Origin of the sequence: uncultured Leifsonia sp., assembly GCF_945957465.1 — a bacterium.
Lineage (GTDB): Bacteria > Actinomycetota > Actinomycetes > Actinomycetales > Microbacteriaceae > Leifsonia.
The window spans coordinates 14,628-41,343 of the sequence record NZ_CAMFLC010000021.1 but is presented as its reverse complement, the minus strand read 5'-3'; the positions used below and the strand labels follow the sequence as shown (position 1 = coordinate 41,343).

The 26,716-nt window shown below is 71.2% G+C and carries 23 protein-coding genes; 10 read left to right on the top strand and 13 right to left on the bottom strand.

The annotated features are described in order from the left end of the window. Positions 1-10: 10 nt before the first annotated feature. From Q0Q23_RS11045 to Q0Q23_RS11025, 5 genes are all read right to left on the bottom strand, one after another. Entirely contained in the window at positions 11-1,048 is a 1,038-nt protein-coding gene (locus Q0Q23_RS11045; RefSeq protein WP_295123262.1) for a thioredoxin, read from the bottom strand. Next, positions 1,041-2,003, bottom strand: coding sequence for an alpha/beta hydrolase (locus Q0Q23_RS11040; RefSeq protein WP_295123260.1), 963 nt, complete (start codon positions 2,001-2,003; stop codon positions 1,041-1,043). Before Q0Q23_RS11040 ends, Q0Q23_RS11045 begins: the two co-directional genes overlap by 8 nt. After that, a complete protein-coding gene (locus Q0Q23_RS11035) occupies positions 2,000-3,220 on the bottom strand; it encodes an epoxide hydrolase family protein (RefSeq protein WP_295123257.1) in 1,221 nt (406 codons plus the stop codon). Before Q0Q23_RS11035 ends, Q0Q23_RS11040 begins: the two co-directional genes overlap by 4 nt. Positions 3,221-3,383: 163 nt before the next feature. Continuing rightward, the gene (locus tag Q0Q23_RS11030; protein ID WP_295123254.1) at positions 3,384-3,788 is read right to left on the bottom strand and encodes a hypothetical protein; all 405 of its coding nucleotides are present in this window, start codon (positions 3,786-3,788) and stop codon (positions 3,384-3,386) included. A 108-nt stretch (positions 3,789-3,896) separates the two neighbouring features. Further along, a complete protein-coding gene (locus Q0Q23_RS11025) occupies positions 3,897-4,784 on the bottom strand; it encodes an aldo/keto reductase (protein ID WP_295123251.1) in 888 nt (295 codons plus the stop codon). Between the two features lie 86 nt (positions 4,785-4,870). Between Q0Q23_RS11025 and Q0Q23_RS11020 the strand changes: the two genes are divergently transcribed. Next, complete coding sequence (locus Q0Q23_RS11020; RefSeq protein ID WP_295123248.1) at positions 4,871-5,791, top strand: helix-turn-helix transcriptional regulator; 921 nt, start codon at positions 4,871-4,873, stop codon at positions 5,789-5,791. Between the two features lie 129 nt (positions 5,792-5,920). On the opposite strand, the gene Q0Q23_RS11015 is transcribed toward Q0Q23_RS11020, so the two are convergent. Further along, a complete protein-coding gene (locus Q0Q23_RS11015; RefSeq protein WP_295123245.1) occupies positions 5,921-6,577 on the bottom strand; it encodes a fasciclin domain-containing protein in 657 nt (218 codons plus the stop codon). A gap of 184 nt (positions 6,578-6,761) precedes the next feature. Here Q0Q23_RS11015 and Q0Q23_RS11010 point away from each other — a divergent pair, with 184 nt between their 5' ends. After that, entirely contained in the window at positions 6,762-8,369 is a 1,608-nt protein-coding gene (locus Q0Q23_RS11010; protein WP_295123242.1) for a molybdopterin-dependent oxidoreductase, read from the top strand. Between the two features lie 92 nt (positions 8,370-8,461). After that, positions 8,462-9,085 carry a class I SAM-dependent methyltransferase gene (locus tag Q0Q23_RS11005; RefSeq protein ID WP_295123239.1) on the top strand — a complete coding sequence of 208 codons (624 nt, stop codon included), beginning with the start codon at positions 8,462-8,464 and terminating at the stop codon, positions 9,083-9,085. A gap of 191 nt (positions 9,086-9,276) precedes the next feature. Here the strand turns inward: Q0Q23_RS11005 and Q0Q23_RS11000 are convergent, their stop codons facing one another. The 3 genes from Q0Q23_RS11000 to Q0Q23_RS10990 all read right to left on the bottom strand — a co-directional run bounded on the left by Q0Q23_RS11000 (position 9,277) and on the right by Q0Q23_RS10990 (position 12,165). Further along, positions 9,277-10,368 (bottom strand): ABC transporter substrate-binding protein, encoded by a 1,092-nt coding sequence (locus Q0Q23_RS11000; protein ID WP_295123236.1) that lies wholly within the window; start codon positions 10,366-10,368, stop codon positions 9,277-9,279. Between the two features lie 61 nt (positions 10,369-10,429). Then, entirely contained in the window at positions 10,430-11,302 is an 873-nt protein-coding gene (locus Q0Q23_RS10995; protein WP_295123331.1) for an ABC transporter permease, read from the bottom strand. Positions 11,303-11,307: 5 nt separating this feature from the next. Beyond that, positions 11,308-12,165, bottom strand: a complete 858-nt coding sequence (locus Q0Q23_RS10990) for an ABC transporter ATP-binding protein (protein WP_295123233.1) — start codon at positions 12,163-12,165, stop codon at positions 11,308-11,310. A gap of 246 nt (positions 12,166-12,411) precedes the next feature. Between Q0Q23_RS10990 and Q0Q23_RS10985 the strand changes: the two genes are divergently transcribed. Together Q0Q23_RS10985 and Q0Q23_RS10980 are read left to right on the top strand one after the other, a co-directional pair. Next, entirely contained in the window at positions 12,412-13,995 is a 1,584-nt protein-coding gene (locus Q0Q23_RS10985) for a sensor histidine kinase (RefSeq protein WP_295123230.1), read from the top strand. Beyond that, positions 13,992-14,708 (top strand): response regulator, encoded by a 717-nt coding sequence (locus Q0Q23_RS10980; RefSeq protein WP_295123226.1) that lies wholly within the window; start codon positions 13,992-13,994, stop codon positions 14,706-14,708. Before Q0Q23_RS10985 ends, Q0Q23_RS10980 begins: the two co-directional genes overlap by 4 nt. On the opposite strand, the gene Q0Q23_RS10975 is transcribed toward Q0Q23_RS10980, so the two are convergent. After that, the gene (locus tag Q0Q23_RS10975; RefSeq protein ID WP_295123223.1) at positions 14,687-15,220 is read right to left on the bottom strand and encodes a hypothetical protein; all 534 of its coding nucleotides are present in this window, start codon (positions 15,218-15,220) and stop codon (positions 14,687-14,689) included. The two genes, Q0Q23_RS10980 and Q0Q23_RS10975, sit on opposite strands and share 22 nt — an antisense overlap. A gap of 124 nt (positions 15,221-15,344) precedes the next feature. Continuing rightward, on the bottom strand, positions 15,345-16,211 hold the full coding sequence (locus Q0Q23_RS10970; protein WP_295123220.1) for a hypothetical protein: 867 nt from the start codon (positions 16,209-16,211) through the stop codon (positions 15,345-15,347). 256 nt (positions 16,212-16,467) lie between these two features. On the opposite strand from Q0Q23_RS10970, the gene Q0Q23_RS10965 reads away from it, so the two are divergent. The 3 genes from Q0Q23_RS10965 to Q0Q23_RS10955 all read left to right on the top strand — a co-directional run bounded on the left by Q0Q23_RS10965 (position 16,468) and on the right by Q0Q23_RS10955 (position 18,965). Continuing rightward, complete coding sequence (locus Q0Q23_RS10965) at positions 16,468-16,635, top strand: hypothetical protein (protein ID WP_295123217.1); 168 nt, start codon at positions 16,468-16,470, stop codon at positions 16,633-16,635. Positions 16,636-16,758: 123 nt separating this feature from the next. Next, entirely contained in the window at positions 16,759-17,367 is a 609-nt protein-coding gene (locus Q0Q23_RS10960) for an HdeD family acid-resistance protein (RefSeq protein ID WP_295123213.1), read from the top strand. 38 nt (positions 17,368-17,405) lie between these two features. Continuing rightward, positions 17,406-18,965: an ATP-dependent DNA ligase gene (locus Q0Q23_RS10955; protein WP_295123210.1), complete on the top strand. Its 1,560-nt coding sequence runs from the start codon at positions 17,406-17,408 to the stop codon at positions 18,963-18,965. A gap of 102 nt (positions 18,966-19,067) precedes the next feature. On the opposite strand, the gene Q0Q23_RS10950 is transcribed toward Q0Q23_RS10955, so the two are convergent. Beyond that, positions 19,068-20,477, bottom strand: a complete 1,410-nt coding sequence (locus Q0Q23_RS10950; protein ID WP_295123207.1) for an MFS transporter — start codon at positions 20,475-20,477, stop codon at positions 19,068-19,070. A gap of 4 nt (positions 20,478-20,481) precedes the next feature. After that, positions 20,482-20,958, bottom strand: a complete 477-nt coding sequence (locus Q0Q23_RS10945; RefSeq protein ID WP_295123204.1) for a RimK/LysX family protein — start codon at positions 20,956-20,958, stop codon at positions 20,482-20,484. A 25-nt stretch (positions 20,959-20,983) separates the two neighbouring features. Here Q0Q23_RS10945 and rimK point away from each other — a divergent pair, with 25 nt between their 5' ends. Both rimK and Q0Q23_RS10935 read left to right on the top strand, forming a co-directional pair. Further along, a complete protein-coding gene (rimK, locus tag Q0Q23_RS10940) occupies positions 20,984-22,174 on the top strand; it encodes a 30S ribosomal protein S6--L-glutamate ligase (RefSeq protein WP_295123201.1) in 1,191 nt (396 codons plus the stop codon). 226 nt (positions 22,175-22,400) lie between these two features. Continuing rightward, the gene (locus Q0Q23_RS10935; protein WP_295123198.1) at positions 22,401-26,702 is read left to right on the top strand and encodes a hypothetical protein; all 4,302 of its coding nucleotides are present in this window, start codon (positions 22,401-22,403) and stop codon (positions 26,700-26,702) included. Positions 26,703-26,716 lie beyond the last annotated feature (14 nt).

Sequence of the window (26,716 nt, the reverse complement as noted above, 5' to 3'; positions counted from 1 at the left end):
CCGGAGGCCGTCACCCGAACGTGAAGCAGTACGCCTCTGCGCCGGGCGCCTCGAACTCGAGCTCGAAGAGCCGCGTCTCGATCCGGTCGTGCTGGCGGAGCAGCTGATACGTGTTCTGCTCATCCAGCAGCCCGCGGCCGTCCGCGTCGACGTCCGTTCCGCGTGCGTCGACCGGCGGTCTCCCGTCGAGGAGCACGCGGAACGGCACCGGGTCGCCGCCCGGCGGCGGTCCCATGACCAGGTTGACGTCCCGCGCGTGGAAGGCGAACGCGATCCGGCCGCCGGTCCCGTCGAGCACGGCCGCGTCCCGCCTCTGCGTCCACCCACCCGACAGGTCCCACTCGTTGAGACCCAGCCGGCCACCGCCGGCGTAGTCGTGCGAGACGTCGTAGAAGCGGGCATCCTCCGACGCGAATCCGCTGCTCTGACCGTAGCCGAGGTAGGTCTCCGGCGACCGCAGCGTTCCCCAGTCGGCAGCCGCCTCCAGCCCGCTCGGAGACGGCGAGACCAGATCGGCGTCGACGTCGGCCGCGCCGGCCTCCAGCAGCAGCTGTTGCACCACCATCTCGGTCATCACGTACTCGCCCTCGCCGAAGTGGTGGTGGCGCAGCCGCCCCGACGCGTCCGCGAGGTAGAGCGCCGGCCAGTATTGGTTGGCGAAGTCGCCCCAGATGCCGTAGTCGCTGTCCACCGCCACCGGGTAGGCGATCCCGAGCTGCCGCACCCGCTCGGTCACGGTCGGGAGGTCGTGTTCGAAGCCGAACTCGGGGGTGTGCACACCGATCACGGTGAGCCCGGCCCCCGCGTACTTCGCATGCCAGGCGCGCAGGTAGGGCGCGGTGCGCAACCAGTTCACGAAGGTGAACGTCCAGAAGTCGACCAGCACGACCCGGCCGCGAACGACCTCGGGAGTCAGCGGCGGCGAGTTGAGCCATGCAGTCGCCCTGCTGAGCGGCGGCAGCGCCCCCTCGTCGGGGAGGCGGTCGCGCTCGTCCGGCTGCCGGTGCAGGATCGAACGGAAGGGTCGCCGCCCCGTCGCCTCAGCCACGATGCCGCACCTCCTGAAGCGATCCGGGGCCGCTCCGCATGTTCTGCTCCGCCAGCCGGTCGACGTCGACGACCGCGTCCGCGAACGCGCGCGGCGCCTCCTGCGGAAGGTTGTGACCGATCCCGCCGCCGACCTCGCGGTGCTCGTAGGGCCCGGTGAACCGGTCGCGGTACGCCGCGGCCGGGGGATGCGGTGCGCCGTTGGCGTCGCCCTCCATCGTGATCGTCGGCACGGCGGTCGCCGGGCGTGCGGCCAGCCGCCCCTCCAGCTCGGCGAGTGCCGGCACCCCGTCGGCCAGGCCCAGACGCCACCGATAGTTGTGGATGACGATCTCGACGTGGTCGGGGTTGGCGAACGAGGCGGCGGTGCGCTCAAAGGTGTCGTCGTCGAAGTCCCACTCCGGTGAGGCGGTGCGCCAGATGAGCCGCGCGAACTCGTCGCGGTTGCGGTCGTAGCCGAGCCTCCCCCGCTCGGTCGCGAAGTAGAACTGGTACCACCAGGACAGCTCGGCGGCGGGAGGCAGGGGCTCGGCGTTCACCGCCTGGCTGCCGATCAGGTATCCGCTGACGGACACCTGGCCCCGGAAGCGCCGCGGCCAGAGCGCCGTGAGGACGTTGGCGGTCCGCGCGCCCCAGTCGAACCCGGCCACCACGGCATCGCCCACGCCGAGCGCGTCGAGGAACGCCAGCGCATCGGTCGCGAACACCGCCTGCTCGCCGTTGCGCACCGCATCGCTCGACAGAAAGCGCGTGCCGCCGTACCCGCGTAGATTCGGCGCGAGCACACGGTAGCCGCGCGCTGCGAGCAGCGCGCCGGCGTCATCGAAGCTGTGGAGATCGTACGGCCAGCCGTGCAGCAGCAGCACTGCTGCGCCGTAGCGGGGCCCGACGTCGGTGAACTCGATGTCGAGCTCGCCCGCCTCGACGTGCGCGAGACCCTCCGCGGCGTCGCTCATCGCAGCGACCGGAACGTCGCCCGGACCTCCTGCGAGAACAGCTCCGGCTGCTCCCACGCCGCGAAATGGCCGCCCTTCTCGAGCCGGTTGAAGTGGATCAGCTGCGGGTACGCGCGTGTCGCCCAACTCCGCGGCGCGGCGTAGATCTCGTCCGGGAACACGCTCACCCCGGTCGGCAGCTGCACGCCCTTCGGTGCGAAGAACGCGAGCTTGCTCTCCCAATAGAGGCGCGCGGACGAGACCGCCGTGTTGGTGAGCCAGTACAGCGACACGTTGTCGAGGATGTCGTCGCGCGTCAGGCCCTCGGCCTCCCCTGCGAAGACGCGTGCGATCAGGTCGTAGCTGCGGGCGTCGTGGTCGAGCATCCACGCGGCCAGCCCGATGGGCGAGTCGGCGAGCGCGTACAGCGTCTGCGGCCGGCCCCCCATCTCCTGCGCGTAGGCGAGACCGTGCGCGTAGAAGAACGCCAGCTGGTCCCAGGCGTAGCGCTCCTCGGCATCGAGGTCGGCCGGTGGCGCCTCGTGCGCGTCGAGGGCGGCCTGGATCTCGTCGGGCACCGTGGCGGGCATGTTGGTGTGGATGCCGACCAGTCCCTCCGGCTTCAGCAGCGCGAGTTGCTCGGTGACGGCGTTGCCCCAGTCGCCGCCCTGGGCGACGTAGCGGTCGTAGCCCAGGCGCCGCATCAGCTCCGCCCAGGCCCGGGCGATGCGGATCGGGTCCCAGCCCGGCGTGTCGGGCTTGGCCGAGAATCCGTGCCCCGGCAGCGACGGGATCACGAGGTCGAAGGCGTCCTCCGCACTCGCGCCGTACATCGTCGGGTCGGTGAGCGGGCCGACGATCTTGAGCTGCTCGATGATCGAGCCCGGCCAGCCGTGCGTCACGATCAGCGGAAGCGCCCCCTCGTGCCGCGACCTCACGTGGATGAAATGGATGTCGAGCCCGTCGATCTCGGTGACGAACTGGGGGAGGCTGTTGAGCCGGGCCTCCACGCCGCGCCAGTCATGCTCGTCGCGCCAGTAGGCGAGCAGATCGTTCACGACCTGCAGCCGCACGCCTTGCGAGCTGTCGTCGACGGTCTCGCGCTCGGGGAGCCGGGTCCGGCGCAGCCGATGCTTCAGGTCGTCGAGGTCGGCCTGGGGGACGTCCACGCGGAACGGCCGGACGGCGGCGGAGTCGCCGCTCCGGTCGGTTCCGGGGCGCGGTGCGGTGATGGACATGTCGGGGTCTCCTTCTGGTTCCGGCGCACGGTGCGCGCCGCCGCGAGCCAGACTGCTCCGAGCGGCGACCGCTCGGGTATACGGGACACCCCGCAACCTGGGCCGCCCGCGAACCGTAAGTGAGGAGAACCCCCCAATCCGCGTGGGGATCCGCCGCGCCGGCTCAGAAGAGCTCCCCGTCCTCCTCCGCTCCTGTCGCCCATTGTTCGGTGCCCGCGGCGTAGTCGTACGGGAACAGCGCGATCGCCAGAGGGGAGGACATGACGAGGGCCGCGACGACCGGCACCAGCGGTCCGAGAACCCGCGCGAGGTTGCCCGGCCGCGCGGTCTCCAGGTCGGTCGACACCCGGGCCAAGGTCTCCGGCCGGTCGTCGATGGGCCTGTCGGCCTGCACGGCGATCTCGCCGGAGAGCCGGGAGCGCAGGTCCGCCCGCTGCTCGTCGCTCAGCGCGGCGAACGCCTCCGCGTGCACACGGTAGAGCTGATCGGGCTGGCCTGCCGCCAGCACGTACTCGTACCGGTCGACGGCGGCCTGAGTATCCGCGGAACCGCGGTGCTTCCTGACCACGAGGCCGAGTGTAGACGTGCGGAAGGGGCCAGGGCGACGCGAGGCCCGTGATATGTGATGCTTCCGACCCGGACGTCACGCGCCGCGACGGCCCGTTCGAGGCTTGCCTCACGCCTCCGGGATCGGCATCGCGAAGCGCTCCGGGCGCGGCACGTCGGGGTCGGGGCCGTTGCGCACCCCGGCGTCGAGGGCGTCGACGCGGGCGAGCTCGGCGTCGCTCAGTTCGAAGTCGAAGACGTCGAAGTTCTCGGCGATGCGACCGGGGTTCACCGACTTCGGGATGGCCGAGCGGCCCTGCTGCAGGTGCCAGCGCAACATGACCTGCGCCGGCGTCTTGCCGTGGGCGGTTCCGAGCTCGGCGAGCACCGGGTCCTCCATCACGTTGCGGCGCTGCTCGCCCCAGCCCGGGTAGAACGTGATCCCGCCGATCGGCGACCACGCCTGGGTCACGATCCCGTGCTCCGCATCCGTCGCCTGAACGTCCGGCTGCGTGAAGTACGGGTGCAGCTCGACCTGGTTGACCGCCGGCACGACGGAGGTCTCGGCCAGGAGGCGGTCCAGGTGGTGCGGCAGGAAGTTGCTGACGCCGATGGCCCGCACCTTCCCATCGGCGAGCAGCGTCTCCAGCGCCCGGTACGCCGCGATCGTCTTCTCGAAGCGGTCGGTCGCCGGCTGGTGCAGGATCAGCAGGTCGAGCTGCTCGATCCCGAGCTTGCCCGACGCCTTCTCCCAGGCGTGCAGGGTCTCGTCGTAGCCGTAGTCCGACACCCACACCTTGGTCTCGACGAAGACCTCGGAGCGGTCGAGACCGGACCGGCGGATCCCCTCGCCGACCTCCCGCTCATTGCCGTAGGCGGCCGCGGAATCGATGTGCCGGTACCCGGTCGCGAGCGCCGCCACCACGGCGGCGGTGGTCTCCTCCGGCGGGCTCTGGAAGACGCCGAGCCCGAGCGCGGGCATCGTGACGCCGTTGTTGAGAATGAGTTCGATGGTCATGCGTCACACGCTAGACGCGCGGCACGGCGCCTGGGAGGCCGTGCCAGTGCCCCCCTCAGCGGGCGCGGGCGGCGTAGCGTCGGAGTATGAGCGATCCGGGCACGACCGACGATCCCGCCAGGACCAACGACGACGTGCGGGAGTTCCTGACCTCCCGTCGCGCCCGGATCACGCCGGAGCAGGCGGGCCTCCCCGCCTACGGCGGCAACCGCCGCGTGTCGGGGCTGCGCCGCGAAGAGGTCGCGATGCTCGCCGGCGTGAGCGTCGACTACTACACGCGCCTCGAGCGCGGGAATCTGTCCGGCGCGTCCGACAGCGTGCTGGAGGCGCTGGCCCGGGCGCTCCAGCTCAACGACGCGGAGACCGCCCACCTGTACGACCTCGCCCGAGCCGCAGTGGTGGCGCCGCGCGCCCGTCGCAGGCGCAGCCCGCAGACGGTGCGGCCCAGCCTCCAGCGCGTCATCGACGCGATCACCGGTGCGCCGGCCTGGGTGCGCAACGACCGCGGCGACGTGCTGGCCGCCAACGAGCTCGGCCGCGCGCTCTACCTCGACCTGATGGCTGAGACCGTCCAGCCGCCCAACAACTCCCGGTTCACGTTCCTCAACCCGAAGGCGCGCCAGTTCTATTCGGACTGGGAACGCGCAGCCGACGACATCGTCGCGATCCTCCGGTCGGCCGCAGGCCGCAACCCGTACGACCGAGACCTCACCGACTTGGTCGGCGAGCTGAGCACGCGCAGCGAGGAGTTCCGGGTGCGCTGGGCACGCCACGACGTGAAGTACCACCGCACGGGCCGCAAGCGCGTGCACCACCCGATCGTCGGCGATCTCGACCTGGCATTCGAAGCGCTCGAACTCCCCGCCGACCCCGGCCTCCGCATCAACGTGTACACCGCCGACCCCGGCACGCCGTCGGAGGACGCGCTGAAGCTGCTGGCCAGCTGGGCCGCGACGCAGAGGGACGACACAGCGACGGAGACCGCACCGAACGGGCGCCTCCCCTGACGTGAACGGGCACGGCGCCGCGAACGGGCACGGCGCCGCGAACGGGCACGGCGCCGTCGCTCCTCTTCGGAGCCGACGACGTCGTGCCCGTCGTGCCCGGCGCACCTGGTCAGGTCACCGGGTCGGTCGTCACTTGGCCGGGGGCATCAGCACCGAGTCGATGAGGTACACGGTCGCGTTCGCGGTGTGCACGCCACCGCAGATGACGTTCGCGTCGTTGACCTTGAGGGAGTCGCCCGACCCGGTCACCGTGACCGTGCCGCCCTCCACCGTCTTGTGGGTGCCGACGATGTCCTTCGGCGCGATCTGCCCCGGCACGACATGGTAGGTGAGGATGCTGGTCAGCGTGGCCGCGCCCGCATCGGTCTTGAGGCTGTCCAGCGTGGCCGCGTCGATCTTCTTGAACGCGTCGTCGACCGGAGCGAAGACGGTGAACTGGCCGCTGTTGAGCGTGTCGACCAGGTTCACCTTGGGGTTGACCTTGCCGGACACGGCCGCGACGAGAGTCGTCAGCAGGGGGTTGTTGCTCGCCGCGGTCGCGACCGGGTCCTGAGCCATGCCCTCCACCGAGCCGGCACCCGACGGCACCTGCTTGGCGTACGCCGCGCAGCCGGGCCCGACCAGGTCGGCGGCCGGGTTCATCGACGACGAGGCCGACGGCGACGGGGAGCTCATGGACGAGCTGGTATCGGTGGTCGACGAGCCGGCGCTCGACGAACAGGCCGTGAGCGCGAGCGCGGCGGCGGCGAGGATGCCTGCAGCGGCGAGACGGGTGGTGGATCGCATGTTCTTCTCCTTCGAGAGGTGCTTCGAGTGATTCCGTTCGGGTGGCCGCATCGTGCGGCCGACATCAGGGGTTCGGGCCGGGCGGCCGATCGGATTGGACGTGGTCCGGAACCGGCTGCGGCCAATCCGCGAGACCGGGCCGCGCCGAACACCAGTCGTGAGCATCAGCACAAGGCGTTTCGGGATGAGACGGAGCGACGGGCATCGGCACGACGGACATCGGCACGACGGACGCCGGCGCAACGGACGTGACCGTTCCGCCTGGGCCTGGGCCTGGGCCGCGCTGGCCGGGGCGGTGAGCGGCGCACTGTTCGTCGGGGTGGCCGACACGGTCGCCCTCCTCGCGGCTCGCGACGCCAGTCCTGTGATCGCGGTGGGGTCGTTCGTCGTCGACGTCGTGCCGCGCTGGGCGAAAGAGGCGGCCATCGAGCTGTTCGGGTCGAACGACAAGCTGTTCCTGATCAGCACGGTGGCCGTCGCCGCCCTGATCGCAGCGGTCGCGGCCGGACTCCTCGAGCTGGCCCGCCGCTGGGCCGGAGTCGCCGTGATCGGCGCGGCCGGGGCGGCGGCGATCGCGGCCACGGTGACGCGGGCCGATGCGAGCCCCCTGGCCTTCCTGCCGCCGACGATCGGCGCGCTGGCGGCGGCCGCGTCCGTGCACGTGCTCGTCGACGCACTGCGTCGCTGGCGCGGAGCGCGCGAGCGCGGCGCGTCGACGACGGGCGTCGACCGGCGCCGGTTCCTCGTGCTGACCGGGGCGGGTGCGGCGCTGGCCCTGGTGGCCGGCGTGGGCTCCCGGATCGGGTCGGCCGCGACGTCCTCCATCGCCGCAGTGCGGGCGGCGCTGCGGCTGCCGGCGCCGCGCGACCGGGTCACCGTCCCGTCCGGCGCCGACCTCCGGCTGCCCGGCTTGTCCCCGCTGTTCACGCCCAACACGGACTTCTACCGCGTCGACACGGCCCTGACGGTGCCGGCGATCGACCCGGACACCTGGCGGCTCACCGTCGACGGACTGGTCGAGCAGCGCGTGCAACTGAGCTTCCACGACCTGCTCGCGATGGGCCTGCGCGAGTACGCGATCACCCTCACGTGCGTCAGCAACCAGGTCGGCGGCGACCTGGTCGGCAACGCCCTCTGGCTGGGTGTCCCGCTGCGCGACGTGCTGTCGCGCGCCCGCCCCCGCCGCGGCGCGGACATGGTTCTCTCCCGGAGTATCGACGGCTTCACCGCGAGCACCCCGCTGAGCGCGCTGACCGACCCCGGCCGCGACGCGATCCTCGCCGTCGGCATGAACGGCGAGCCGCTGCCGCTCGAACACGGCTTCCCCGTGCGGATGGTGGTCCCCGGCCTGTACGGCTACGTGTCGGCGACCAAGTGGCTCACGGAGCTCAAGGTCACGACCTTCGCTGCCGACCAGGCCTACTGGACGCCGCGCGGCTACAGCCCGCAAGCCCCGATCAAGCTCTCCAGCCGCATCGACACCCCGCGCATCGACAGAGCGCTCGCGGCCGGCCCGACGAAGATCGCGGGGGTGGCGTGGGCACAGACGGTCGGCATCCGGAAGGTCGAGGTGCAGATCGATGGCGGCCCGTGGCAGGAGGCCGCCCTGGCCGCGCCGGTCAACGCCGACACCTGGGTGCAGTGGTCGCTCGACTGGGAGGCCACCACAGGCAGCCACACGCTCGCCGTCCGCGCGACCGACCGCGACGGGCGCCTGCAGGAGGAGAAGCGCACCCCGATCGCGCCCAACGGGTCGACGGGATGGCAGACGACGGTGGTGCGGGTGGGGTGAGACCAGCGAGTCGAAGGGCGCGCAAACGCCCTCAAAACGAGTAAATAGGGGCACCTAGACGCCCCTCGACGCTGATAGAGCAGAATGGCGGCGTGATCGATGAGACCCGCCGCCAGCAGCGCGCCTGGCGCAAGCACGCGGCGAGCTACGACCGCACGGTCCAGCGAGCCGAGCGCACCATGCTCCACGGCAGCCGCGAATGGGTGGCCGCGCGGGCGCGGGGCCGGGTGCTGGAGGTCGCGGTCGGCACCGGTCGCAACCTCCCCTACTACTCGCGAGACGTCTCGCTGGTCGGCATCGACCTCAGCCCGGAGATGCTGGCGATCGCGCGCACCCGGGCTGCGGAGGTCCGGGTCGACGCCGACCTGCGGCAGGGCGACGCCGAGGCGCTGCCGTTCGAGGATTCGAGCTTCGACACGGTCGTGTGCGCGCTCGCGCTCTGCTCCATCCCTCGGCCGCAGGTCGCACTCGGCGAGATGGCGCGCGTGGTGGTTCCGGGCGGCTCCGTCGTGCTCGTCGATCACACGCGCAGCGACCGCGCCATCGTCTTCGCGGGGCAGTGGCTCATGGAGCGGTTCACCATCCCGATCGAGGGCGAGCACCTCACCCGCCGGCACCGGGCCGAGGTGGAGGCCGCCGGCCTGGAGGTCGTCGAGCACGAGCGCTTGCGCTCGGGCGCTGTCGAGCGCATCCGCGCCACCCGCCCGGCCACCTGAGATCGAGGGGCGCGCAAGCGCCCTTAAAACGCGCGAATTAGGGCCCTTAGACGCCCCTCGGCGACCCCTCGGCGGCCCCTCGGCAACTGCAGCGGCGCGCCGGCGGCGCGCGAAAGCCCGCCCGGTGCCGTGGATGGCTGGAGGCACCGGGCGGGCTGGTCTGGCGCGGCGAGCGCGGGGACGGAGCGGGCTCAGCCGTCCGCGCCGGCGGGCGTCGTCGTGGTCTTGAAGCCCTCCAGCTTGTTCGCCGCCTCGGCGTACTTGTTGGTGAAGGTGTCGGAGATCTTCACCTTGGACGTGTCGACGCCGATCGTCTTCTCCATGTCGAAGATGACCTTGGGCCCCCCGGCGGGCATGATGCCGTCGGGCAGGAACTGGCCCTTGTCGGTGGTCAGGCCGTCGATGTACTGCTGCTTGGTGATCGTGCTGTTCTGCACGTAGTCCTGCGGCAGCTTGTTCGCGATGTCGGCGGCCGAGTGGCTCGCGATCCAGTGCATCGTCGCGACCAGCGCGTCGACGACCTTCTGCGCGGTGTCCGGGTTCTTCTTCACCCAGTCGGCGCGAGCGAGCAGGCCGGCCGCGGGCCAGGCGCCGCCGAGCGCCTTGGTCGCGCCCTTGGTGGTGGCCAGGTCGATCGCCGAGGTGGCGAGCTTCTGCGAGGTGAGCGCGCCGACCGTCGGCTGAGTGGTCATCACGCAGTCGGCTGTGCCGCGCTGGATCGCGGCGATCGCGGTCGATCCGGCGTGCACGGCGATGGTGTTGTACTGCTTGCGGGTCACACCCTGCTGTGCGGCCAGGAACTGGGTGAGCTCATCCGTGCCGGACCCCAGGTCGGTCACGCCCATGTTCTTGCCCTTGAAGTCGGCGCCCGAGCTGACTCCCGCCTTCGGGTTGCACATCACGCGCTCGCCGGGGGCGCCCGAGAGCTGGACGATGTTGATGACGTCCTTGCCCTTGGACTGGAAGTCGACGGTGTGCACGTACCAGGCGCCGGCGAGGTCGACCTGGCCGGAGGCCATGGCGTCTTCGGCGCCCACGCCGCCGTTCTGCTCGGTCGACAGCTCCATGTTGACGCCGTACTTCTTGTAATAGCCGAGCTGCTGAGCGAGGTCGTAGGGCAGGTAGATCTGCTTGTCGATGCCGCCGACCATCATCTTGACGGTCGGCATCGGGCCGGAACTGCTGCCGGCGGCCGCGGTGCCGCCTCCACCGCCGCTGCAGGCCGCGAGACCGAGGGCCACGACGCCCGCCGCCGCGATGGCTGCGATGCTGCGCTTCTTCATGGGATGTGTTTCCTTTCGTCGTGCCGGCCGGGGCCGGCTCTGCTTCATTGCAGGTCGGGAGCTAGATCGCCTGGGCCTCGGAGCGGCTCGGCGGCCGCCACTTGAGGAGGGACTTCTCGAGGAGCGTGATGAGGTACTCGGCCACGAGCGTGACCACGGCGACGATGACCATGCAGGCGAACACCGTGTCCGGGTCGAAGTTGCCCTGCGCCTGGCTGATGATCAGGCCGACGCCGTGCTGGGCCCCGAGCACCTCCGCGACGAGCGCGCCGATGATGGCGAAGCCGAACGCGGTGTGGAGGCTCGCGATGATCCACGTCATGGCCGACGGGATGGTGACGTGCCGGGCGACCTGGAACGGCGAGGCGCCGAGCACCCGCACGTTGGCGATCAGGTTCTGGTCGACCTCCCTGACGCCCTGGAAGGCGTTGAAGAAGACGACGAAGAACACGAGCACGGCCGCGAGGAGCACCTTGGGGAAGACGCCCAGGCCGAAGGCCACGATGAAGATCGAGCCGAGCACGATCCGCGGGATGGAGTTGACCACCTTGATGTAGGGGCCGAACACCGAGGCGAGGTAGCGGTTGGAGCCGAGCAGGATGCCGAAGACGACGCCGAGGACGGTGCCGAGCAGGAAGCCGAGGAAGGCCTCCTGCACGGTGATCCACAGGTTCTCCCAGATGGTGCCGAACGCGGTGCCCTGCGTGAACAGGTGCACGAGGCTGTCCCAGATGCCGGACGGCTGGCCGTAGAAGAACTTGTCGACCCAGCCGACGGCGGTGAACCACTGCCAGCCGCCGAGAACGATCACGGCGACCGCTGCCCGGCCCACCCAGATCCAGGCGGTGCGGCGACGGTACGTGCGGCGGGCGGAGGCCTTGAGCTCGATCTCGCGCTCGGAGGTGCTCGGGGTGATCTTCTCTGCAATGGTCATGGTCGTCACGCCGCCGCTCCTGCCGTCTGCTGGTACGCCCGGGTCACTTCGTCGCGGAGCGACTCCCAGATGCGGCTCTGGATCTCGATGAACCGCTGCTCGTGCCGGATCTCCTGCACGTCGCCGCGAGGCCGTGGCAGGTCGATGTCGAAGACGTCCTTGACCGTGCCCGGGCTGCTGGTCATGATCACGACGCGGTCCGAGAGCGCCACGGCCTCGTCCAGGTCGTGGGTGATGAACAGCACGGACGGCCGCAGCTCCTCCCACAGGGTGAGCAGCTCGGTCTGCATGATCGCCTTGGTCTGCACGTCGAGCGCGCCGAACGGCTCGTCCATGAGCAGGATGCGCGGGTTGTTGATGAGCGCTGCCGCCATCGCGACGCGCTTGCGCATGCCGCCGGACAGCTGGTGCGGGTAGCGGTCCTCGAACCCGGCCAGCCCCACGCGGCGCAGCCAGTCCAGCGCGAGAGCTGTCGCCTCCTTCTTGGGCGTGCCCAGGAGGATCGGGCCGATCATCACGTTGGCGAGCACGGTCTTCCACGGGAACAGCGAGTCCGCCTGGAACATGTAGCTCACCCCGCTCGTGATCCCGTCGACGATGCGACCGCCGACGCTGACCGAGCCGGCGCTGGGGCGCTCCAGGCCGGAGACCTGTGCGAGCGTCGTCGACTTGCCGCAGCCGGTCGGGCCGACGATGGCGCAGAACTGGCCGGGTTCGACCGTGAGCGTCACGTCGCGGATCGCGGTGAAGGTGTCGCCTTTCGGCGTCAGGAAGCGTTTCGTCAGTCCGACGATGTCGATGCGCGCCGCCTCGTCCGCCGCGGGGGCGGAGCCGGGGGCGCTCCGGGACCGGTGTTCACCCATGAGTCAAGACCTCTCTGTCTTTCCGTTGCGGGCCCGGCGGTTGGTTCGATGTCCGGTGCCCGTTGGAGATCGATGTTCGTCCCGCAACAGGGAGGCTGTCTCGCTTGCGCCCGATTCGCCGCGTTGTGTGCGTTGTCGCAGGTTTTGCGCGTTCTGCGCGCACACGGTGCACAGCAGGAGGTGACACAATCTCGAATGATGCGACGACGGATCAGACGACTTTCGAGCCAGATACTCCTGGCTCAATTGGCGATCCTGGCCGTGTCGATGCTCATCGGGTTCCTCCTGCTCGCGCAGACGGCGCGGGCCAATCTCGACGCCGACTTCCAGGCGCGTGCAGCGGCCATCGCGCAAACGTTCGCCGGCATCCCCGATGTCCAGAACTGCCTGGCGAACGGCGGGCCCGGGTGCGCCGCCACGGTGCAGAGCCTCGCTTCGCAGACCGTGACCCGCACGAGCGCGGCATACGTGGTCGTCATCGACCGGAACCGGGTCAGGCACTCGCACCCCGATCCCGCTCTGATCGGCAAGAAGGTGAGCGAGCCCCTCGTCGCGGCCGACGGGAAGGTGCACATGGGCACCAATTCGGGCTCGACGGGCCCCACCGCGAATGCGCGGGTTCCCCTTTACGCTCCGGCGTCGAGCGCGATCGTCGGCGAGGTCTCCGTCGGCATCCGCGAGAGCTCGGTGGGCCAGGAGCTCCTGCGCCAGCTGCCGGCCTACGCAGCCTGGTTCGTGCTGGCTATGGCGATCGGGGCTGTGGCGTCGTTCGGGCTCGCCAGCCTCCTCAAACGGCGGACCTTCGGCCTCGAACTGGACGAGATCGCCCGCCTGCTGCAGGAGCGCGAAGCCACGCTGCACGGCATCCGCGAGGGCGTCATCGCAATCGACCCGGGCGGGCGCATCTCGGTCGTGAACGACGAAGCGCAGCGCCTGCTCCGACTGCCGGAAGGCGCCAGGGGCAGGCTGCTGGTGGACGTGCTGCTCCCGGGCCCGCTGCGTGAGACCCTGACGGGCACCACCGAGGTGAAGGACGCGATCGTGATCACCGATGACCACTGCCTCGTCGTCAACCGGATGCCGGTGAGCCTCGGCGGCCGGGCGCACGGCGCGGTGTTCACCCTCCAGGACCGCACGGAACTCGTCGGCCTCACCCGCGAGCTCGACGGCGAGCGCAGCTTCAGCGAGTCCATCCGTGCGCAGCAGCACGAGTTCTCCAACCGGATGCACGCCGTCTCCGGGCTGCTGGAGCTCGGGAGGACACAGGAGGCGCTCGAGTACCTCAACGAGATCCGCGGCACGACGGCCGACCTCGACGCCACCCTGCGGTCGCACATCGGGTCGCCGATGATCGTCGGGCTTCTGCTCGGCAAGGCCGCCGAAGCGAATGAGCGCGGGATCGACCTGGTGATCGCCCCTGACACGGAGCTCGGGGAGGCGCCGGAGCGGGTGCAGGCGCTGACGACCGTGCTCGGCAACCTGATCGACAACGCGTTCGATGCGCTCGCGGCGGCCCCGGCACCGCGACGCGTCGTGGTCAGCGTCGTCGAGACCGCCGAGTCGGTGACGGTCCGCGTCTCCGACAACGGGCCGGGCGTGCCGAGCACGGAGCTTCCGCGCATCTTCGAGAGCGGCTACACGACCAAGCGCGGCTCCCTGGCCCGGCACGGCGGGCTCGGGCTGTCGCTCGTGCACTCGACGGCGACCAAGCTGGGCGGCAGCGTGACCGTGTCGGGAGGCCCGGGCGCCGTGTTCACGGTGGTGCTCCCGCGCGCGACGGGAGGGGCCGTCGCCGGCTCCCCCACGGTGGCGGCCGGAGGTGCGCGGTGAGCGATCTCCCGGGTGCCGCAGCCTCCACTCCATCCCTCACCGTGCTCGTCGTCGACGACGACTACCGGGTCGCGTCTGTGCACGTGGGGTTCGTGGAGGCCGTTCCCGGCTTCCGCGTGGTCGGGCAGGCGCACAGCGCGGCCGACGCCATCCGGCTGGCCGGGGAGCTGCGCCCCGACGTGGTGCTGATGGACGTCTACCTTCCCGACGGCGACGGCCTCCACGTCGTGCGGCAGCTGCTGGCGGAGCCGTCGGCGCCCGCTGTGATCGTGATCTCGGCGGCGAACGACGTCGCGACGGTGCGGCAGGCCGTGCAGCTCGGCGCCCTGCACTACCTGGTGAAGCCGTTCGGTTTCGCGCAGCTGGCCGAACGGCTCACGGCGTTCCGGCGCGCGCACGACGACCTCGGGGCGTTCCCTGCCGAGGCGACGCAGCACGACATCGACCGGCTCTTCGACCTCCTGCGCCCCGGCAACCCGGCGCAGGCCGAGTCGACGCGCCGGCTCGCGCCGACCCTGCAGTCGGTCTACGACGCCGTCGCGTCGAGCAGCGGAAGCCTGTCGGCCAGCGATGTGGCGACCGCCATCGGCATCAGCCGCACCACGGCGCAGCGCGCGCTCTCGCAGCTCGAGCAGAGCGACGTGCTCACGCTCGAGCTCCGCTACGGCGCGACCGGCAGGCCGGAGCACCGCTACGGCGTCAAGCGCCGCTGAGCGACGAGCGCGTCGGCGACGACGGCCGCACCGACGACGAACAGGCCCGCCACGAGCGCTCCCCCGACGTAGAGCGAGGTGCGCTCGATCCGCTGCTCGGTGCGCTGCAGGGACTGCCCTGCGACGATGACCCCGTCGCCGACCGGCTGAGCGACGACGGCGAACCGCAGACCGGGCTTCGGCTCCCAGCTCACGGCATCCTCGCCCAGCGTGCGCGCTGTGCGCAGCACGCCCTGCGGCACCCGGGCGAGCGAGCCGTCGAGGTACCCGTCACCCGCGATCGGCCTCCCCGCGGCGTCGTAACGGACCCAGAAGGTGCCGAGAGAGCGGGAGAGATCGACCTGGCCGGGCTGCTGCGTCGGCGACGACGCCTCGCCCGCGGACAGCAGAGCACGCGGGGCGTCTTCGACCGCCTGCCGGCCGTCCTGCTGAACGACGACGTAGAGAGTCGCGAGGCCGCCCGCGAAGAGCAGGTACGCGGCCACCGCGATGATGATCCTCCTGAGCCACATGCACGCATCATCCGCCCGCGCGGGCGGGTCGGGCATCCGTCTCGCGATGGATCCTGGCGGAGGGACGCCCCCGCCCCCTCGCGCGGTGAGCCGCGGAGGAGGCGGAGACGTGGTGGCCGTACCGTCAGTGCGCGGCGGTGACCGCCTGCTCCACCTGGTCGGCGACCTGCTGGAGCTGAGCTCCGTAGCCGCCGGAGAGCGCGGTCGTCACGACCTTCTGCACGTCGGCGGTGCGGTCGGCGGCCGGTGCCGAGGCCAGCTGCGACAGGTCGGTGCGCAGCGAGTCCGGCAGCTTGGCCGCGAGTCCGCGGTCACCGGCGACGGTGGAGGCGACGTCCGCCGCGGCGGCGCCGAGCTGCGAGGCGGCGCCCGAACCCGAGCTCAGGAGGTCGCCGCTGCGCAGACCGCCGAGCAGGCCCTTCACGTCGAGGCCCTTCACGTCGAGGCCCTTCACGTGGAGGCCGTCCCTGGTGTCCGCGCGGTCGCTGCTCGTGAGCTGGGTCGCGAGCTTCCGAACGGCGGTGCCGTAGCCTCCCGAGAGCGCGGTCGAGACGATCTTCTCGGCGTCGGCCGTGCGGTCGTGGGCGGATGCGCCGGCGAGCGCCTTCAGATCGTGCTGCAGGCTGTCGGGCAGCAGCGAGAAGACGGCCGTGTCTGCCACGATCCGCTTGGCGAGCTGCTGCGCCTCGGCGCCGTCGACGTGACCGTTGAAGAGCGCGTGCGCTTGTCCGACCAGCGAGAAGCCGTGCGCCGAGCGGTCGAACGACGCCGACCCGCCCGCTTTCGCGCCGCCGAACGGCGTCGACGCGGAAGCCGAGCCGGAGCCGGCTGCGCCCGAGTCGCCCGTCGCCGCGAACGCTCCCTGTGCGCCCACGCCGATCAGCGCGCCCGCCGCCACGACGGAGGCGGCGCCGACGACGAAGCGCCGGGCGCCGAAGGCGGTGCGCGCGGTGGTGGTGTGGTCGGAGGTGTTCTGGATGGTGTTCTTCACGTGGATCCTTTCCGTCGCCCGCGACAGGGCCGGCAGGGGTGCCGGCCTGTTCCGACCGCGGGCATCCGGCGACGTTACGAGACCGTTCTGGACCTCCCGTCCGTACCCTCTGCGAGGTCACGAAGGGCACTTGAGCTCTCCCGTCGGTCGCGGTAACCCGCGAGCAGACCGACCGGTATGCGCTGCCCGTCCTCCCCCTCGTGCCTCTTGCACCACCCGCGCATCGAGGATCAGGATCGGTTCAGGAGGCCAGACCATGGACGATCTCGAAGGCACGGCGGCAGAACGCCTCGACCAGCTCTCCCGAGCGGGCGACAATGTCACCCCGGAGTGGACCCGCAGGCAGCTCGAGCGGGCACTCCAGGCGTGGGCGGCCGATCAGGACGCGCTGGCGGTTCTCGCAGAGGGCCGCGAAGACTACTGACGCCCCCGCGCGATCAGCGGGCACGCGGCGCTCAGTTACGGCAGGGCCCAACGGCCCTAGACAGGCCGCGTGCGGTGGCGATAGCGTCCGAACACGTTTCGTTCGCACCAGGAGGATCCCGCGATGTCCACTTCTCAGCCGTCCGCTTTCGCGTCGTTCTCGCTCAACGGCAGAGACCTGACGCCGGCGGTCATCAACAGTGTCCGCGTCGCGCTCGGGATCAGCGGAGCCGTCGCCCTCATCATCGGCATCATCATCGTCTTCTGGCCCAAGACGGCCGCGGTCGGGCTCACGGTGCTGATCGCGATCTCGCTGCTCGTGTCCGGAATCGCCTACCTCGGCATCGGGATCTTCGCTAAGGGGATCGGCGGAGGCGCCCGGGCACTCGACATCGTCTTCGGCGTCCTGCTCGTGATCGCCGCGATCGTCGCGTTCGCCAACCTCGCCGGAACCACGGCGTTCCTCGCGGTCTTCATCGGCATCCTGGTCGGCATCGCCTGGATCGTGGAGGGCGCGGTGGCGCTCGCACAGCTGGGCGACTCTCCGTCGCGCGGCTGGTCGATCTTCTTCGGCATCCTGAGCATCATCGCCGGCATCGTGCTGCTGTTCAGCCCGCTGTGGGGGATCGTGGTGCTGTTCATCCTCGCGGGCATCAGCCTGATCGTCCTCGGGATCGTGCAGATCGTCCGCGCGATCACGTTCGGGCGCGGGGTGGCGACGCCCTCGGCTTGAGGCCGGGCGCCGTCGGACGCTGGTGGAACACTGAAGGCGTGCTCCTCGAGACCGTCGTCACCACACTCGACACCGTCGCCTCCACCCGTTCGCGGCTGGCCAAGGTCGACGCGCTCGCCGGCCTGCTCGGCGCGCTCGCGCCCGAGGAGATCGCGCCGGCGGTCGGCTTCCTCGTCGGCAAGCCGCGCCAGGGCCGGGTCGGCGTCGGCTGGCGCGGCGTGTCGGCCGCCATGGGCGAGCCGGCCGACGCGCCGACGCTCACTGTGACCGACCTCGACGCGCTGCTCGGCGAGCTGGCGGCGCTCGGCGGCGAAGGCTCTGCGCGCGACCGCAGCGCGACGCTGCGCGACTTCGCGGCGCGCGCGACCGCCGGCGAGCAGGACCTGCTCGCGCGCGTGCTCCTGGGCGAGATGCGCACGGGAGCGCTCGAGGGGGTGCTGATCGACGCCGTCGCGCGAGCGGCCGATCGACCCGGGCCGAGCGTCCGGCGCGCCGCCATGCTCACCGGCGATCTCGGCGAGACCGCGGTGATCGCCCTCACGGGCACCGCCGACGAGCTCGACGCCGTCGGGCTGGAGGTCGGCCGACCGGTGCTGCCGATGCTCGCCGCCACTGCGGCGACGGCTGCGGCGGCGCTGGAGACGACCGGGCCGGCCTCGGTGGAGTACAAGCTCGACGGCGCACGCATCCAGGTGCACCGGTCGGGCGACAGCGTGCGCGTCTTCACGCGCAACCTCGCCGACATCACCCACCGCGTGCCGGAGGTGGTCGAGATCGTGCGCCGCCTCCCCGCTCGCGACGTCATCCTCGACGGCGAGACCCTCTCGCTCGACGAGGACGGCGGGCCGCGGCCCTTTCAGGAGACGATGTCGCGTTTCGGCGCGGAGGCCGCGCGGGAGGTCGTCCTCCACCCGTGGTTCTTCGACATCCTGCACGTCGATGGCCGCGACCTGCTCGACGAGCCGCTCTCCGTGCGGCGTGGCGAACTGGAGCGCGTGGCCGGGGAGTACCGGATCCCCGGAGAAGTCACCGACGACCCGGAGACCGCCGAGCGGGTGTCGCGGGAGGCGCTCGCGGCCGGGCAGGAGGGCGTCGTCGTCAAGGCGATCGACTCGCCCTATGCCGCAGGGCGGCGCGGCTCGAGCTGGATCAAGGTCAAGCCGGTGCTCACCTACGATCTGGTGGTGCTCGCCTGCGAGTGGGGGTCGGGCCGTCGCCGCGGGCTGCTGTCCAACCTCCACCTCGGTGCGCGCGACCCGGACGGCGCCTTCGGCGAGCCGGGAGGCTTCGTGATGGTGGGCAAGACCTTCAAGGGGCTCACCGACGAGCTGCTGCGCTGGCAGACCGAGGAGTTCCAGCGGATCGAGGTGCGCCGCACGCCGGGCACAGTGTGGGTGGCGCCGACGACCGTGGTCGAGATCGCGATCGACGGGGTGCAGCGGTCGACCCGGTATCCGGGCGGCATTGCACTGCGGTTCGCGCGGGTCAAGCGCTACCGCGACGACAAGCCGGCCGCGGAGGCGGACACGATCGCCACGCTGCGGTCGCTGCTGCGAACGGAGGAGACTGCTCGCGACGCGCCCGGGATCCGCAGCTGACGGAGGAGTCGGGCGGCGTGTCGACCGGCGGCTCCTCCGTTGGCAACGGCCTGCTCAGACGCGCGCGGTGGCTCAGCCGGTCGAGGGGCGGACCCTGGGGCTTCAGCGGCGGGCGGTCGCCCGCGCGCCGGCGTCATGCGGCAGCAGGAACGCTCCGGCCAGCGGGATGAGCAGCAGCGCCGCCGCGAGCGCGAACGCCCAATGGTAGCCGGGAAGCGGCGAGCCGGTGACGCCCTCCGCCACCGTGGTGGAGGCGCGCACGAACACCGCCACCACGGCGAGCCCCAGAGCGGTCGCGACCTGCTGCAGGGCGGAGGCGAGCGTGTTCGCGTTGTTCGTGTCGCCGGCCCCGACGTCGGCGAACTGCAGCGTGTTGTATGCGCTGAAGCCGATCGAGCGGAACACGCCGCTCGCCACCAGCAGCAGGAGCAGCACCGGCAGAGGAGCCGCCGGACCGATGCCGACGAACGCGGCGAGCACCAGCAGGCCGAGCAGGTTCGACCAGATCAGCACGGTGCGGAAGCCGAGCCGGCGGATCAGCGGCGTCGTGAACGGCTTGATCGCGAGGTTCCCCACGAAGATCGCGATGACGGCGAGGCCCGCGACCGTCGCGCTCCACCCGTAGGCGAGCTGGAACAGCAGGGTGAACAGGAACGGCGCTCCGGTGATGATCATCCGGTAGACGCCGCCGCTGATGTTCCCGGCGCGGAACGAGTGGAGCCGCAGCACGCTCCAGTCGAAGAGCGCGTGCTCGCGCCCGCGCGACGACGCGACGGCCACCCAGCCGATGACGATCGCGACGACGATCGCGGCGCCCCCCGCGAGCTGCAGCCGGCCGTCCTCGGCGCTCAGGCCCTCGGCTCCCGCCGTGAGCAGCACCAGGGCGAGCGCGATCGCGGCGTAGCCGCGCCCGTCGAAGCGGAGGCCGCGCTCGCGTACCGCCTTCGGCACCAGCACGAGACCGGCGGCGAACGCGGCGACGCCGAGCGGGAGGTTGATCAGGAAGATCCAGCGCCAGCCGACCGTGTCCGAGAGGATGCCGCCCAGGGCAGGCGCGACCACCGGAGCGATCAGCGCGGGCCAGGTGAGGTAGGCGATCGCGTCGAGCAGATCTACCGGGTCGATGTCGCGAAGCACCGCGAGCCTCCCGACCGGCACCATGAGCGCCCCGCCGATGCCCTGGAGCACCCGCGCCACGGTCAGCAGCGTCAGGGTGGGCGCGAACGCGCACAGCAGCGACGCCGCCGTGAAGACGACGATCGCGGTGATCAGCACGGGGCGGATCCCGAGCCGCCGTGACAGCCAGCCGGTGGCCGGGATGCCGGCGGCGACGGCCAGCAGATAGGCCACCATCGCGACGCTCACGTCCGCCGGCGCGACGCCGAACTCGCGCGCCATCGTCGGCGCCGCCGTCTGGATGATCGTGCCGTCGAGGTTCTCCATGAAGAACGTCGCGGCCACGAGCAGGGCGAGGCCGCGGCTGAACGAAGCGGCGGTGCGGGCGGGGGCCACCCGGCTACACCGCGCGCCCGCGATTGCGGCGGCGCACCTCCCGCGGCGCACGCCCGGCGAGGAACGAACGGCCGGGGTCGACGACGAAGCCCTGGCGGAGCGCCTCCCGGCCCACGAGCATCCGGAAGCCCATCTGGTCGCGGTTGCTCAGCGTGGTCTCGGCGAGGACGGTCTGTCCGGCCAGCGCCAGCTCGAGCAGCACGACGATGCGCTCCTCCGTGTGACCGGAGGAGCTGCGCACGACACGGCGATCGTGGATGGGCCGCTCGACCACCGTCGCGTCGGTGTCGGCGTCCTGCCAGGGGTGCACCGTGAACCGCACACGATCGCCCGGGAGCTCCTCGAGATCGAACGCGTGCAGCGCCGAACTGCGCGCCCCGGTGTCGATCTTGACTTTGATCCACGGAATGCCGATGCTGGGCAGGCTCGCCCATTCACGCCACCCGACCACGAGGGTGTTTGAATGGATGTCACCGGCCACCCCCCTATCTTTGCAGGATCCATCGATGAAGCTCGCCATCCTCTCCCGCGCTCCGCACGCGTACTCGACCCAGCGCCTGCGCGCGGCGGCACGGGACCGCGGCCACACGGTGAAGGTCCTCAACACGCTGCGGTTCGCGATCGACCTCTCCGGGCCGGAGCCCGATCTCCAGTACCGCGGCCGGCTGCTGTCGGACTACGACGCGGTGCTGCCGCGCATCGGCAACTCGATCACGTACTACGGCACTGCGGTCGTGCGGCAGTTCGAGCAGATGGACGTCTACACGCCCAACACGGCGAACGGGATCACCAACTCGCGCGACAAGCTGCGGGCCAACCAGATCCTCTCGCGCCACAACATCGGGATGCCGGCGACGACCTTCGTCAACAGCCGCGCCGACGTGCGCATGGCGATCGAACAGGTGGGCGGCGCCCCGGTCGTCATCAAGCTGCTGGAGGGCACCCAGGGCATCGGGGTGATCCTCGCGCCCGAAGCGAAGATCGCGGAGTCCATCGTCGAGACGCTGCACTCGACCAAGCAGAACGTGCTCATCCAGAGCTTCATCTCGGAGAGCCGCGGGCGGGACATCCGTGCGCTCGTCGTGGGCGACCGTGTCGTCGCGGCGATGCGCCGGGTCGCGAGCGGCGACGAGTTCCGTTCGAACGTGCATCGCGGCGGCACCGTGGAGAAGGTCGAGCTGACGCCGGAGTACGAGGAGGCCGCAGTCCGTTCCGCGCAGATCATGGGCCTCCGGGTGGCCGGAGTCGACATGCTCGAGGGCCGTGACGGACCGCTGGTGATGGAGGTCAACTCCTCGCCGGGCCTGGAGGGCATCGAGCGGGCGACCGGGCTCGACGTGGCCGGTGCGATCATCGACTTCATCGACAACCAGGTCGCCTTCCCCGAGATCGACGTACGCCAGCGGTTGAGCGTCTCCCGCGGCTACGGCGTGGCGGAACTGCTCGTGCACGGCAACGCCGACCTGGTCGGCAAGACGATCAAGGAGTCGGGTCTCTGGGACCGCGACATCACCGTCCTGACCCTGCACCGCGGAGCGACCGTCATCCCCAACCCGCGCAGCGGGGTCGAGCTGCAGGCCGGCGACCGTCTGCTGTGTTTCGGAAAGCTGGAGGAGATGCGCTCCATGATCCCGGACCGACGCAAACGGCGTACGAAGGTGCGGCGACTGCCCAAGGAGCCGTTGGTCGAGGCCTGAACCTCGCGATCGTCCCGCGGCCCGACACGCACGGCCGGGTGATCGGGCTGGTTAAGTAGCCGGCGGAGCCGAACAGGCGCGCCGGTCGGCTGCCGCTGCGCATCCCCGGGAATCCAAGGGATTCTGACGGTACAACGCCGTCTCGCGCCCTCAGGCCGCGAATGCCGGTCGATGCCGCCCCGCCATTATCGATGCACCACATCGACGAGCGGGGGCACGAAGGTCCATGGCAAGCACTGAACCACGAACTCAGCGGGTGACGGGAGGCGCGGCCCGGCCCGATCGCGCCGGCCGCGCAGGCCGGCTCCGGACCCGGCTCCGCAGTGGCGTCGCGGCCACGTTGTCCACGCTCCTCGGCATCTCGAGCCTCGTCGCCGTCTCCGTCGCGGTGACCGCGGCGCCCGCTGCCGCGGCCGTCGACTGTCCGGCCGAGAACGTCTTCCTCAACACGACCGCTCCGAACACTCTGAGGGAGGTCTCCGCCGACGGCTCGGTGGTCTCGTCGATACCGCTGTCGCAGAGTTACGGCGACATCGGCTTCAGTTCCGACGGCACGCACCTCTACGGCACCTTCCTCGGGCTCAACCCCGCCCCGGTGCTCGTCGACATCGACAAGGCGACGGGCGCCGAGCTGAGCTCGGTACCGATCTCAGCGTCGACCGGAGTCATCGCCAACCCCGTCGCGCTGTCACCGACGCGCGACGGCCGCATGCTCATCGGGTTCACCAACAACCAGCTCGTGTACACCCTGGACGTCACGACCGGTGTCGCGACGCCGTTCGCCCGCTACCCCGCCGGCTACTTCCCGACCGGTGACTTCATCCAACTCAGCGACGGCGACATCCTGATGTCCGGGAGCACCTCCCAGGGCGCCGGCATCCCCACCACGCTGTTCCGCCTCCACCCGGACGGGACGACCACCACGATCGGCACCATTCCGACGTCGTACGGCCTGACGCAGGCGGAGGGCGTGGTCTACACCGGCGGCCCCGACCAGATGTTCCGGTCGGTCGATTCGATCCCGACGGCGTCATCGACCGACCCGCTGCCCACGACCGCTATCGCGAGCATGGGCGCGCAGATCTACGGCATGTCGTCGATCCAGGACCCGGGATGCGGACCGTACTTCGGGCAGGTCAAGACCTCCGATCAGACCAGCTACAACGTGGGCGACACGGTGACCTACACGGTCACCGCCACCAACTCGCGCGCGTACACCGGCACGGCCGACCTGGCCGACGCGCTCCCGGCGACGGTGAGCCCGGTCGACGTCACCTGCACCACGACGGCTCCCGGGACGTGCTCCGGCAGCTTCTCCGGCCAGAACGTGACGGGTACCACGACCATCCCGCCGGGCGGGACGACCGTCTTCACCATCAGAGCGACCGCGGTCGCCGGCGGTCTCGCCACCAACACCGCGACGATCACGCCGACCGACGCGGGCTGCGACGACGGCTCGTGCGGCGGCGGCGACGCCTCCACGCCGGTCATCGACGTGATCGCGCCGCAGGTCGGCTCGGTGAGCATCGTCACGAACCCGGTCCCCGGCGACGAGAACGGCGACGGGTCCGTCAACGTGGGCGAGACGGTCTCGTACTCCTTCGCGGTGACGAACACCGGCACCGTCACGCTCACCGGTGTCGGCGTGACCGACCTGCTGAGCGGATCCGTGACGTGTCCGACCACCCCGCTCGCACCCGGCGCGTCCGTGACCTGCACCGGCGACAACCCGCACACCGTCACCGAAGCCGACCTCATCTCCGGGACGATCACGAACACCGGCACCGCGAACGCCACGCCGCCGGCCGGCGTCCCCGCCGTCACCCCCGCCACGGACACCGCGACCACCCCGGTCGCCGGCTCGGCCGTCGGCTCCCTCTCGCTGGTCACGACCGCGACCCCGGGCGACGAGAACGGCGACGGGAACGTCGACCCCGGCGAGACGGTCTCGTACTCCTTCGAGGTGACGAACACCGGCAGCGTCACGCTGAGCAGCGTGACGGTCACCGATCAGCTCAGCGGCTCGGTCACCTGCCCCACCACCCCGCTCGCACCCGGCGCGTCCATGACCTGCACCGGCGACAACCCGCACACCGTCACCGAAGCCGACCTCATCGCCGGGACCATCACGAACACCGGCACCGCCAACGCCACGCCGCCGGCCGGCGTCCCCGCCGTCACCCCCGCCACGGACACCGCGACCACCCCGGTCGCCGGGCCCGCGGCTGGAGCACTGTCGATCGTGACCAACGCGGTGCCCGGCGACGAGAACGGCGACGGCGTCGTCGACCCGGGCGAGACCATCTCCTACACCTTCACGGTCACGAACACCGGCAACGTCACAGTCACCGACCTGTCCGTCGTGGATGGTCTCAGCGGCTCGGTCACGTGCCCCACCACCCCGCTCGCGCCCGGCGCCACCGTGACCTGCACCGGCGACAACCCGCACACTGTGACGGAGGCGGACATCCGCGCCGGACTGGTGAGCAACACCGGCACGGCCGACGGCACGACGCCCGCGGGCGTTCCTCCGCTGACCCCGGTGAGCAGCACCGCGACGACGCCCACCGCCCCGGCCACCGGCGCCCTCGACATCGTCACCACCGCCGTTCCGGGCGACGAGAACGGCAATGGGTCCGTCGATGTGGGCGAGACCGTCTCGTACACGTTCACCGTCAGGAACACCGGAACGGTCACTGTGACCGACGTCACGGTGACCGACCAGCTCAGCGGCTCGGTCACCTGCCCCACGACGCCCCTCGCGCCCGGCGCGACGATGACCTGCACGGGCGACACCCCGCACACCGTCACCGACGCGGACATCATCGCCGGACAGATCGTGAACACGGGCACCGCCGACGCGACCACCCCGGTCGGCGTCGCCCCGATCGTTCCGCCGACGAGTACGGCCACGACGCCGACGGCCACGGCCGCCGCTGCGCTGAGCATCGTCACCACGGCTGTGCCCGGCGACGAGAACGGGGACGGCTCGGTGAACGTCGGCGAGACCGTCTCCTACACGTTCGCCGTGACCAACGCCGGCACCGTGACGATCACGGATCCGACGGTCACCGACCAGCTCAGCGGCTCGGTCACCTGCCCCACCGGCCCCCTCGCACCGGGTCAGACCATCACCTGCACCGGCGACGCCCCGCACACCGTCACCGACGCGGACATCGTGGCCGGGCAGATCTCCAACACCGGTACCGCGGACGGCACGGTGCCGGTCGGCGTCGCGCCGATCGCGCCGCCGACGAGCACGGCCACGACACCGACCGTGCCCGCGGCGTCGTCGCTCGACATCGTGACCACGGCCGTCCCCGGCGACGAGAACGGCGACGGATCCGTGGAGGTCGGCGAGACGATCTCGTACACGTTCACGGTGACCAACAACGGAACCGTCACCCTGACCGACGTGACGGTGACCGACCAGCTCAGCGGCTCCGTCACGTGCCCGGCCGGTCCGCTGGCCCCTGGCTCGACCATCGTCTGCACGGGCGACGCCCCGCACACCGTCACCGAGACCGACCTCATCGCGGGCGAGGTGGCCAACACCGGCACCGCGGACGCGACGACTCCTCCTGGCGCTCCGGAGCTCACACCGCCGAGCAGCTCGGTGACCACCCCGGTCGCCGGCACCGCGCTCGGGGAGCTCGACATCGTCACGACGGCGACGCCGGGCGACGAGAACGGCGACGGGATCGTCGACCCCGGCGAGACGGTCTCGTACACGTTCACGGTGACAAACACCGGCACGGTCACCCTGACCGACGTGACGGTGACCGACCAGCTCAGCGGCTCCGTCACCTGCCCGGCCGGCCCGCTGGCTCCCGGCCAGACGATCACCTGCACCGGCGACAACCCGCACACAGTGACCGAGGAGGACGTGGTGCGCGGCGAGATCGTCAACACGGGCACCGCCGACGGGACGCCGCCCGCGGGCGTGGGTCCGATCGTCCCGGCGACCGACACGATCAGCACGCCGACGGCGACGGCGCTCGGCCGGCTGAGCCTGGTGACGACCGCCGTACCCGGCGACGAGAACGGCAACGGAACGGTCGACGCGGGCGAGACCATCTCGTACACCTTCACCGTCACCAACACGGGCAACGTCACGCTGACCGATGTCACGGTCACGGACCAGCTCAGCGGCTCGGTCACCTGTCCGGCGGGCCCGGTCGCCCCCGGGGAGAGCATCGTCTGCCACGGCGACAACGCCCACGTCGTCACGGAGGCCGAAGCCCTCCTCGGCACGGTGGTCAACACCGGCACGGCGAACGCGACGCCGCCCGCCGGCGTCGATGCGGTGAGCCCGGCGACCAGCACGGTCACGACGCTGATCGCCCGCGCGGTCGATGTCGTACCCGCTCCGGCGGCCCCGACGGGTCCCGACGGCGCCCTTGCGGACACCGGGGGCAGCCCGGTGACCGACTCGGCGTGGTGGGCGATGCTCGCCGCAGCGGCCCTGACAGCCCTGGCGGGTGCGGTGCTCCTCCTCCGCCGCCACCGCCGCGCTCCGGTCCGCTGATCGATTCGTCCCGG